8 protein-coding genes are annotated in these 10759 nt (G+C 40.9%); 3 read left to right on the top strand and 5 right to left on the bottom strand.

What is annotated here, in order from left to right; all coding sequences use genetic code 11:
* Window positions 1–414: 414 nt before the first annotated feature.
* The 4 genes from NO991_RS01880 to NO991_RS01865 all read right to left on the bottom strand — a co-directional run bounded on the left by NO991_RS01880 (window position 415) and on the right by NO991_RS01865 (window position 6218).
* The gene (locus NO991_RS01880; RefSeq protein ID WP_054554589.1) at window positions 415–1308 is read right to left on the bottom strand and encodes a cation diffusion facilitator family transporter; all 894 of its coding nucleotides are present in this window, start codon (window positions 1306–1308) and stop codon (window positions 415–417) included.
* 137 nt (window positions 1309–1445) lie between these two features.
* Window positions 1446–5348, bottom strand: coding sequence for a cobaltochelatase subunit CobN (gene cobN / locus NO991_RS01875; RefSeq protein ID WP_371351628.1), 3903 nt, complete (start codon window positions 5346–5348; stop codon window positions 1446–1448).
* Entirely contained in the window at window positions 5345–5689 is a 345-nt protein-coding gene (locus NO991_RS01870) for a DUF2149 domain-containing protein (protein WP_054554591.1), read from the bottom strand. The genes cobN and NO991_RS01870 overlap by 4 nt, the downstream gene beginning before the upstream one ends.
* A 1-nt stretch (window position 5690) precedes the next feature.
* A complete protein-coding gene (locus NO991_RS01865; protein ID WP_054554592.1) occupies window positions 5691–6218 on the bottom strand; it encodes a MotA/TolQ/ExbB proton channel family protein in 528 nt (175 codons plus the stop codon).
* 179 nt (window positions 6219–6397) lie between these two features.
* On the opposite strand from NO991_RS01865, the gene NO991_RS01860 reads away from it, so the two are divergent.
* The gene (locus NO991_RS01860) at window positions 6398–8578 is read left to right on the top strand and encodes a TonB-dependent hemoglobin/transferrin/lactoferrin family receptor (RefSeq protein WP_371351627.1); all 2181 of its coding nucleotides are present in this window, start codon (window positions 6398–6400) and stop codon (window positions 8576–8578) included.
* 49 nt (window positions 8579–8627) lie between these two features.
* Here the strand turns inward: NO991_RS01860 and NO991_RS01855 are convergent, their stop codons facing one another.
* Entirely contained in the window at window positions 8628–9575 is a 948-nt protein-coding gene (locus NO991_RS01855; RefSeq protein ID WP_371351626.1) for an AraC family transcriptional regulator ligand-binding domain-containing protein, read from the bottom strand.
* A 97-nt stretch (window positions 9576–9672) separates the two neighbouring features.
* Between NO991_RS01855 and NO991_RS01850 the strand changes: the two genes are divergently transcribed.
* Entirely contained in the window at window positions 9673–9993 is a 321-nt protein-coding gene (locus tag NO991_RS01850; RefSeq protein WP_054553946.1) for a DUF962 domain-containing protein, read from the top strand.
* A gap of 9 nt (window positions 9994–10002) precedes the next feature.
* Window positions 10003–10752, top strand: a complete 750-nt coding sequence (locus NO991_RS01845) for a class II aldolase/adducin family protein (RefSeq protein ID WP_371351625.1) — start codon at window positions 10003–10005, stop codon at window positions 10750–10752.
* The last annotated feature ends 7 nt before the right edge of the window (window positions 10753–10759 follow it).

The raw sequence follows: 10759 nt of genomic DNA, 5'->3' as shown, positions 1-10759 counted from the left end.
AAATACCCAAAGAATGGGTGAACCTATAACAAACCAAAAAAGCATCCCTCTCAAAAAGACAGGACGCGCCTTAGAAAGGCAATATAATTGTAAAAATATAAGCTCTAAGGCAAAAACAATGGATGGCCAAGCATGGCCCCAGCGATAAAAAATGAAGCCAGTACTAATGATAAAGGTGATAATTGCATAGCGCCAACCGAGTAAAAGCAGGCTTAAAATGACAAAAAATTGCCCAAGCAGAAACTCAGAGCTATCCAAAAAAAATACTGGCAATAAATTAACTAGACCTGCAATGCAACCAAGCAACAGCGCAGCTAAAAAGTTAATATAAAATGGCTTATTTTGAAGCAAAAAAGGCATCCTAACACCCTAGCGATACCTTTAAATTAAAAGAAAATTAAACATTTTGCCACTTTAATTAACATAATGGCATTCATGACTTTCGATTTGTAAAACACTTTTGTTTACTTTAAAGCGTGAAAGCAATAGCTGTTCTACTTTGAGTCGACACGCCTCATCATGCTTTTCCACGGTACAATGCTGCTTTAACACCACATGTGCTCCCACAACAATATCTTTGTCTTGGCGCATTACCGTTACATTATGCACATTTTGAACGTGTTCTATTGATGCAATACTTTGCTCAATAGCTGCTACATCAGGAAGCTTACTACGGTTTTCCAGTAACCCTTTAATACAGCGAATAATCACTTTAACCCCAGTGAACAATACAAAGATCGCTATGAGCATACTCGAAATAATATCGATTTCTGCCCACCCGGTTAAGTAGATTAAAATTCCAGCAAAGAAAGTAGAAACTGTCGAAATTAAGTCAAAGAACGAATGGAGAAATACCGCATATACATTAATACTTGCCTTACGCCCTTTATACAAAACCCATGCAGCTGCGCCATGAAACAAAAATCCAATAGCAGATATAACTGACATCAAATAGCTATTGATTTGTAGTTCATGCCCATCACTGTGATGGAAATAACGTTCTCCACCTTCGTAAAGAATAACTAAGCTAATGCTTAAGTACAAAACACCATTGATCAAGCCACCGGTCAGTTCAGCTCGTTGGTAACCATCGTTAAAGTTTTTTGCAAAGTAAATCGCCATGCTTGAAGCAATAAGTGCAATAAATAAAGAACTGTTATGAACAAACAAATGCCCAGCATCAGCAAGTACAGCAAGCGAATTAGAATAATAGGCACCAATGATCTGAATAACCATAAACGAGCACGTTATGGCTAAAGCAATTAACAAGCGGCGTCTAGAAGCTTGGTGTGTTGTAATATCTGTCATGAAGAAGTGGAAAACCTATTCGCTGGAGATGGAAATGATATAAAGTCGCAATTGTAATACGTGACGCGGCTAAACGCACTAAAAAGTTATGAAAGGCGGCCAAAAACCTAGCCTCGACCGCCTTTTGTAAGGTAATGCTATTGTTTCACTCTTATAAAGGGGCTAATCATTCCAGTAAAGAAAATCCCGCCTAATAGCCACCATAATGTATAGTCAGATTCTGTCTGTTTACCTTGTTCAACCTGTTCAAGTTTTTGGCCACTCACTTGCTGACTAGCAGAACTTACACTGTTGGCAAGTTCTGGTGCCGCTTGCCCAGGTACTAAAGGTGCAAGACCAAAGCCAGCATTTTGCTCTTTTACGAACTCGGTAAATGTTTCATTGTCTGTAACAACATCATGTTGATTAGCAATTTCAGTGTAGGTTTCAAGCATTTTCTTCAGTGTCTCGGCATCAGCTTGCCAATAACCTTTGCGAACAGCCTCTAACATTCGCTCAATGATTTGTGCTAATGCTTCAGCGTTATGTTGCTCAAAGAATTCGCGCATTTGCATATCGTATTTATCATCAACATACACTGCAAAGAATTCTTGCCATTGATCATCTCTTACCGCGTCGGGGGTCATAACTTCCCAGCCCCACATATTGTTCATACGGTCTAAAATAGCGGTAGCCCCAGCATAACCTGAGTCTTGCATCGCTTTAATCCAGCGTGGGTGGAAATAACGACTGCGCATCTCGTTACTAATAAACTGATCTAAAGTTTGAATTTTCTCCTGCCCCTTACGGCGTAAATTAGAGACATACATTTGTGGTGTTTTACCATCAATATTACGAACCGCTAGGCCAATGCCACCAAAATATTGGAACGGATCATCATTTGTCATGAGTGCATAAAGGTTACTTGAACGAGAAAACACCACCCCATCTGTGCCCGACAACACCTTTTTGTATAGCCCTGTTTCTGATAAATTTTCGCTCCAGCGAGCCTCATCTTTACCAAAACCAAAGCCCATTCGATCTGAATACAAATTAGCCAGCTTACTATCATTTTCCCAGCTATCAGAGTCAAGCGCTCCTCCCGCAAGCCCTGTACCGTATGCACCACTTTCATTAGAGAAAATACGCACAGAAGATAAGTAATCTGCATCTTCTTCACTTTTACCTTCGTCTAATAATGTTTGCTTGAGGGTCATTGAGTGACGATAAACAAAGTTATTGTCTTCTTTCATCTTTGCCACTTTATCTATTGCCTCGGCAATCCAAAGCATGACATTAGGAAATGCATCACGGTACAAGCCTGTCGCAGAAACCACTACATCAATACGTGGCCTGCCAAGCTCTGAGTATGGGATCACTTCTGTGCCAACAATGTTGCCCTGATTATTCCACTTCGGCTTTATCCCCATTGCATGGAGAATTTGTGCTTCTAATGCACCTTGATGACGCATTGTTTCAAGTGACCAAAGTGAAAAAGCAAGCTTCTGTGGGTAGCGGCCATGTTCCGCTTGATACTGCTGTACAGTTTGTTCAAGCATCTTAACCCCCGCCTGATAAGCTTCTTTTGAAGGTACTTTCGCTGGGTTAAAGCCAATTAAGTTTCGACCTGTTGGTACAGCCGCCGGATTACGAATAGGGTCATTACCGTGGCTTACTGGTATATACTGACCATTTAAACCATTCAGCAAACCGGTGATTTCTTCACTTTTGTGAAAGTTTTGCCAGTACTCTTTAGCTGTCGCGATATCACTTTGTAACGACTCAGGGATGGATAAGTTGCTATTTTCGCCCAGCACTCGCGCTAGTAACTGAAATCCTTCTAATGCCTCTAACTTTACAACCTTGCGCTCGTCCTCACGTTCAGACTCGCCAATAGCAATACCGATTTCTCGCTCAAATTCACCTGCTTGTTTAGTGAAATCATCACCAAGCATTTGCAAAATAGTGCTGTAAAGATGGGCATTGATTGGTAGTTCACCAAAAATATGAACTCCCAGCGGCTGGCTCATCTGTGCCAGTGTGTTTAAGTGATCTTGTAAGACGGTAATCTTGTCAGCAAATTGAGCTGCTAAAGTAGCTTCATCAAGATCGAGGTCTTTTAACATATTCAATTGCTTAGCAAGCTTAATTATTTCTTGCTGCGTATTTGATTTTGTTTGCCCTTCATCCAACATTAAATAGTTGGTGATCAGTTCGTTTAATTTTGCCACTTCAGTGTATAGCCCTGCTTTTGCAAAGCCAGGGGTTAAGTGACTGATCATGGTGGCACGACCACGACGTTTTGCCTGCATCGCTTCACCGACATTATCAATAATGTACGGATAGAAAACAGGAATATTGCCTATCGCTAAGTTTGGCGCATCATAAACCGATAAGCCACGCTCTTTACCACTTAGCCACTCTTGTGAACCATGAGTACCTAAATGCACCACCGCATCAGCATTAAAAACATCACGTGCGTATAGATAAATAGCTAAATAACTATGATTAATGACAGATTTAGTACTGTGATACTGGGCAGCATGCTGCTTTGCCGTTTCACCACGCACACCTTGAGGAAGTACAATCATGTTACCCAGTTCCATGCGCGGAATGACAAACATCATTTCGCCATTGTGCATACGCAACATAGCGCTTTCACTTGGTTGACCATATTTATCAATAATTGGCTGAGTGACATGCTGAGGTAGGCTATCAAACCAAGTTTGATAGATACTTAGCGGTAAATAATCTGCGAGTCCGAGTTTTACCAAAGCCTCAGCATCTTCACCACGATAATAAGGGCGAAGCAATTTACCCGCTTGCTCAACTAACGTGGCTGTATCCGTTTGTTTTACTTGGTAACCCTTGTCGTTCATCGCTTTTGCGATGTTAGCAATCGAACTCGGTACATCTAAAAATGCAGCGCCAATATTCTTCTCACCCGGCGGGTAGTTCCATATAAAAGTGGCGACTTTTTTATCTGTGTTTTTAATGTGCGCTAAATTGGCATGGTTAAATGCACGCTCAACCAACGCATTAAGTTGCGCTTGCATTGCCACCTTACTGCCCTTTTCATTGGCAGCAATAATAATTGGGTCGGTGCTACCCGTATCTTCTGGCATTACAAGAAAGAACGGAGTGAGTGCTGGTGATACACCCGCATGATCTTCTTTAAAAGCCTGTTCATCGCCTTCGGTATAGTTAAGTGCATGAATAACAGGCACACCAATTTGCATAAACTCTGCGCGGCGTTTCTCAACATAGTGTAATGAACGATAGTTAATGATTAAATCTACCCGTGAACCAGTTTCATCACTCAGTAACTCTGGGTAGGTTAATGCTTCGTCATTGCCTTCAAAGAAAAACGCCAATGCTTTCGCACCTTTGTTCTGAAGACCAGTAATTAATGCATCAACTATTTGTTGCTGTTCATAATCAATGACTGAACGATGAATCGCTATCGCTATAACTGGTTGAGAAGGCTTAGCATCTAACCAATTAAAAAACTGCGTTTCATCAGCACTAACATGGCCGTCAAACTCAGGATGATATAAACCAACGTTTGGAATGACTTTAACTGGCTCTGCTGGCACATCAGAGAGTTTAAAAATGGCATTTGCAATATAAAGCATCATATTACGATAATTATCGCGCCCAGCATTATTGTAATAACCGCCAAGGTGAGTATGTTGCTGCTCAGATAAACCGCTATTCATTGCTGAGTTTTCCATATCACCGAGTGAGATCACTGGCACATTGGGGTACTCAGTTAAATATGGCTGATACTTAGCAAACATATATTTTGAAAGCGCAGGGTTGATGCCATCCAACAAAATCAGCTCGGCATTTTGCCAAGCTTGTTTAATCTCTTCGTCTGTTTTGCCTTTAGTACTAAAATTAGTAAAGGTGAACGGTAGATCTTCAGCAAGGCTTGTTAGCAATGCCCCTTTCGATTTAGCCACATGACCCGACATCATTATAAGTACTTCAGGCTTTTGTGCTGCATGTGAAGTCAGTGCGCTGAATAAAAGCAGCGCATACGTTATTATTCTTATCATTGTGTATTCTCTTGTTTGCCCGTTGCTGAGCCATCACTTTCGGGGACATAAACAAAGCTACCGTCAGCCATTTTATAAGCCACACCAGCGCGCATACCCTCGCCAGAACCTATTTCACCGTTAGATTTATATTGTTTAATTTCTTTGCCTTCTTTAACAATTACTTCCATATTTGGCTCACCAGCATTTTTAACAACAGTCACATTTTCTGCCGTAAAAGGGCTGAGTGGGTTTTGTGCAATTGCAATAAGAAGTGCAGCAATAATCACCAGAAATACATCAACAAGATTAACGGCACTGACAATTGGGTTTAACTCTTCATCTTCGTCTAAAAAGCGCATGTTATTGCCCTCTTAATTTACGAATATTGATAAGTTCTTGAGCGCACCAACGTTTTTTAACCGAAGCTGGCCAAAACGTTAGAGTCGAAATAACCAAGCCCCAAATAACCGCTGCAAAGGCAATGATTAAATTTTCGCTGATCCCCTGAATGTTGCCATCGGCAAGGGCTTTTAATGCAGGTCCCATTGGGATCATCGTCGCAATTAGACCAAGCATAGGTGCGATACGGGTAACAACTCTAAGTACTTCTAGTTGTTTTAACGCAAACACTTCAAGCTCATCCTCAGATGCAGTTGGGTTCGCTACATAGTAATTATGGACATAAAAGCCTCTGTAATTCGTGGCCGTTTTAGTATCTATATCTCGCTGATACGCAAGCTGATTTTTTCTTCTGATTAGATATTCAGATACAAACCTCCCTGCTGCGAAAAACGCATAAACAAAGAGCACTGCAATCACTAAAATCACAGGTGCCATTAGAAGAGCTGACACATCAGCCATAAGTTGTTCGATTATTTGGATATTCACATTATTGCCCCAGTAAATTTGACGGGCTCAAATGTACGTGAAAACACACACCATTACAATAATGCAAATGGGAACAATTTGCATTTATATTGATCTTTGTAAAAATAGGCGTATTATTCTGGCAAAAATTAAACAGTTCTTTGTACACAAATAATATAAAGCTCCTAAGGAAACCAATAATGCGCCTAGCTAAAACACATTCTTTACGCATTTTAATCGCTGCGACTCTTGCAGCTTCTGCAACACCTAGCATTGCTGATGAATCAATCAAAGCTGACGATTTAGAAGTAATTGTTGTTAGTGGCTCGCGTACTGAAAAACCATTAAAAGATGTTGCTGCGAGTATTTCTGTAATCACAAGTGACGATATTGAAAAACAAGTTGTCACTGATATGAGTCAATTATTCTTATATAACCCAAGTATTCAGGTAACTGGCCGTGTTGGCGGTGCACAAAACATTCAAGTTCGAGGTATGGGTTCTGATCGTATTCTGATGATTAAAGACGGCATGCGAATGAACGAAGGCTACGGTGCAAACGGCTTGAACGATATTGTGGGTCGTGGCTTTATTGATACCGATACTTTAAAGCAAGTTGAAGTTGCAAAGGGTGCTGCATCTTCGCTTTATGGCTCAGATGCACTGGGCGGAATCGTGGTGTTTACAACTAAAGATGCAAGCGACTATTTACAAGACGGTGAGCAGTTTGGCGGCCGTGTGAAATTAGGTTACAGCGACTTAGATGATCAAACCAGTTTAGGTGCAACACTGTATGCTCAGCATGGTAACTTTGATCACCTATTAAGTGTAACCGCTCGTGATGGCGAGGAAGAGCAGAATAAACACCAAAGCAATGCGCCATTCGAAATTGATTCACAAAGCCTTCTTTACAAACTTAAATACAACATAAACGATAAAGATTACATTAACTTCTCTGCTGATCTGTGGCGCCAAGATGTCAATGGCGACAGTGCTGATGGCCTACTTACCTATTTCCGTGGCTTAGCAGAATATGGCTACAATATTGCCACCGAAAACACGCAAACCGAAAAAGATAGCGACTCATATCGCTTTAGTTACAACAATAATTCAGCCAATCGCTTATGGGATAGCGCTCAGTTTAACCTTTACTACACTAATAACCGCCAAGACGACCAAGAATATGCGTTATTAGACATCAATGCGCCAATGTTTGGTACCGTTGAAATGCGTGACATGTGGAAAACAGGCACCTACGAGCAAACAACCTATGGCCTGATCTCCCATGCTAGTAAAGCCTTAAACAAACAACACACTCTTGGTTATGGTATTGATGTTGAAACAACCGAAAGCTTACGCACTGTGCATGAATATCGTGAAGTTGAAGGCGAAACAACCAAAGACGATACCACCAATAAGTTCCCTAAAAATGATACTCTTCGTGCTGGTTTATTCATCAATGACGAAATCTCATTACTAAACGACAAACTGGTTGTAACGCCAGGTGTTCGTTTTGATTATTACAGTATGGATCCAAACGGCGCTTTAAAAACAGATGGTGAAGAATACGCTAAAATTGATGAAAGCAACCTCTCATTTAATTTAGGTGGCTTATATTATATCAATGATATGTTGAGCGCTTATGCGCAATACGGGCAAGGCTTTAAAGTACCAGCTTATGACCTAGCTTACATTGAGCATTACAACCAACCTACCGCTGAATACATTTATGAAGTATTACCTGCGGATGATTTAGATCCAGAGAAAAGCGATACTTTCGAGCTTGGTTTACGTGGCCACATAGGCGATTTTACGGTTACAGCAGCGGTATTTCACAATAAGTTTGATGACTTTTTAGCAACCGAATTAATAGATCGTGAAACCGTATTTAATGACGACGGCTCATTTGGATATATCCACGATAAATATCAGTATCAAAATATTGATTCAGTAACCATCAAAGGTGCAGAGTTTTCTACAACTTACTATGCAACAGATGCTATTTCTGTGTTTTTGAATGCAAGTTATCAAGACGGTAAAAATGACGAAACCGATGAATACATCAGCTCAATCAACCCTCTATCAGGTAACTTGGGTGTGAGCTTCCAAGGTGACACATTTGGTAGTGATTTAATCGTTAACTTTGCTAAAAAAATGACCAAAGTGAACGAAGGCAATTACGAAACACCAGGCTATGGTACGGTTGATTGGTTAGCACGAGCAAGCTTTGGTCAAGCTAATCTAAACTTAGCTATTCGTAACTTGTTCGACAAAACTTATTATCAGCATGGCAGCCTTGCGAACCATTCAGCTTCAGATAGTTTAGAAGGGCTCGAAAGTTCTGGTCGTAGTATTTCTGCAAGCATTAGTTATAGCTTCTAATTAGTTTTTAAAACCTTGTCGAGTGCAGCAATGCACTCGACTTATGGCATTAATTTTTTTGCCTGTACACTTTTGGCGACATGCCATACCAGCGATGAAATGCATGATGAAATGCGCTAATTTCAGAGTAGCCACATAAAAAGGCTATTTCTGTGACTGATAAGTCTGTTTCGTTTAACAATGACACACTTTTTAGCTGTCTTAATCTTGCCAATTCTTTACTAAAATTTGTGCCCTCTTTTGCAAGACGCCGTTGCAACGTTTTTTCACTCATATTAAGTGCTTTTGCCATTGCTTTATTGGTGGTTTGGCCTTGAATTAAATGCTCTTCAAGTAAAATTCTCAGCACCTGCGTCACATTCGTTTGCGTCACCAGTTTCATCTGGCTTGATAACACAGGTTCACTATCGGTATTTTCGCTAAAAAATAGGCTATGGGTCGTAGCGCCGTATTCAATTTTGCAATTAAAGTGCGCATTAACCTCACTATGAGGCTCTTTACGTTGCAAGCAAATTCGCGTTGGGTGCCAATCTTTTCCCTTCACAGTGCGCGCTATTTTCACACAAAACGCCATGGGTGCCTCGTAGCTTAGCAGTGACATATCCCGCTCACCATCACTAAAGTTAAAGCGAAGTTCATACTCACTACCGTGATCGATTAGAGACACATTATGTGTATCGCCCATCAATTTTTGATAACGCAATATCAACCGAAAAGCACTCAATAGCTGTGTTGACTGAATAATAGCCATACCTACTACCGGAATAGCCCGTACATTCATGTTACTGCCAACATAAAGACCTAAATGCGTGTTTGGTAACATCGCTTGCGCCTGCTTCCAAAGCATACTGACACTCGCTTGCGGGTATCGGGCTGTTTGGCTACTTAATTCTGCTAAAGGAATATTTGCCGCTGCAAACAACTCATTAATTGGTAAGCCCTGCCATTTAAACGACTCAGCCATAGCACGAAGCCACCAGCTTGATAAGGTTCTCATGCGCGTCCTAAACAAACAATTTAATGACCTATACTATCAAGTAAATAAAAGAATAAAAGCCTATTGTTAACCTGTAATTAACAACGGAGACAACAATATGGGCACTGTAGCAAGTAAACGCGAGTTCGCGAGCTTTAAAGAGTTTTACCCTTATTACTTACAAGAACACAAAAATAAAGTCTGTCGACGCTTACACTTCTTTGGCAGTTGGGTTGTTTTGGCTATTTTGTTTACCGCTATTTATCAGCAGCAATATAGCTGGTTAATTTTATGCCCTGTTGTGGGCTATGGCTTTGCTTGGGTTGGTCATTTCTTTTTTGAGAAAAATCGCCCCGCTACTTTTACACACCCTTTTTATAGCTTTATTGGTGATTGGGTGATGTTTAAAGACATTATTATTCGCAAAGTACCATTTTAGGAAAACACCATGACCATGAAACACACAGTATCAGAACAAGAATGGCAAGCCCGTGTTGAGCTCGCTGCCGCGTATCGCCTAGTGGCTTTATATGGCTGGGATGATTTAATTTTTACCCATATTTCAATGCGCGTTCCCGGCACAGACAACGAGTTTTTGATAAACCCGTATGGCATGATGTTTCACGAAATTACCGCATCTAGTCTTATTAAAGTAGATCAACAATGTAATAAGCTGCATGAGAGCGAATACCCAGTTAATCCTGCGGGGTTTAATATTCATAGCTGTATTCATATGGCGCGTGATGATGCCCATTGCGTTATTCACACCCACTCACTCAATGGCACGGCGGTGTCTGCAAACAAAGACGGCTTATTGCCTATCTCTCAGCAAGCTGTTGTTGTGCACTCAGGTTTGGGTTATCACGACTACGAAGGCATTGCTCTTAATCCTGCAGAGCAAGACCGTTTAGTTAATGATCTCGGCACGAATAACTTTCTAATGCTGCGCAATCATGGCCTATTAACTGTGGGTAAAACGGTCGCTGATGCATTTTTGTTTATGTATATTTTTGAAGCGGCATGCGCTATACAAACTCGTACGTCACAAAATACCGAACAACTCGTACAAGTACCTAGCACGATTATTGATGGTATCAAAGGGCAAACAGAAATTGCTACTAAGGGATTGGGTGGCGCAATTGCTTGGCCTGCCCTGCTGAGCTTACTCGACAATAAAAGCCCGGGTTACGATCAATAAGGATACA

The sequence above is a fragment of the Pseudoalteromonas sp. DY56-GL22 genome (assembly GCF_041414715.1).
In the GTDB taxonomy this organism is placed as follows: Bacteria; Pseudomonadota; Gammaproteobacteria; order Enterobacterales; family Alteromonadaceae; genus Pseudoalteromonas; species Pseudoalteromonas simplex.
Note: the sequence above shows the minus strand (reverse complement) of the source record. Positions and strands in the feature narration are given on the sequence as shown.

Bases quoted from the DNA above. Each gene is read 5' to 3' on its own strand.
- NO991_RS01880 (WP_054554589.1), bottom strand. From the start codon at position 1,308: ATGACAGATATTACAACACACCAAGCTTCTAGACGCCGCTTGTTAATT.
- cobN (WP_371351628.1), bottom strand. From the start codon at position 5,348: ATGATAAGAATAATAACGTATGCGCTGCTTTTATTCAGCGCACTGACT.
- NO991_RS01870 (WP_054554591.1), bottom strand. From the start codon at position 5,689: ATGCGCTTTTTAGACGAAGATGAAGAGTTAAACCCAATTGTCAGTGCC.
- NO991_RS01860 (WP_371351627.1), top strand. From the start codon at position 6,398: ATGCGCCTAGCTAAAACACATTCTTTACGCATTTTAATCGCTGCGACT.
- NO991_RS01855 (WP_371351626.1), bottom strand. From the start codon at position 9,575: ATGAGAACCTTATCAAGCTGGTGGCTTCGTGCTATGGCTGAGTCGTTT.
- NO991_RS01850 (WP_054553946.1), top strand. From the start codon at position 9,673: ATGGGCACTGTAGCAAGTAAACGCGAGTTCGCGAGCTTTAAAGAGTTT.
- NO991_RS01845 (WP_371351625.1), top strand. From the start codon at position 10,003: ATGACCATGAAACACACAGTATCAGAACAAGAATGGCAAGCCCGTGTT.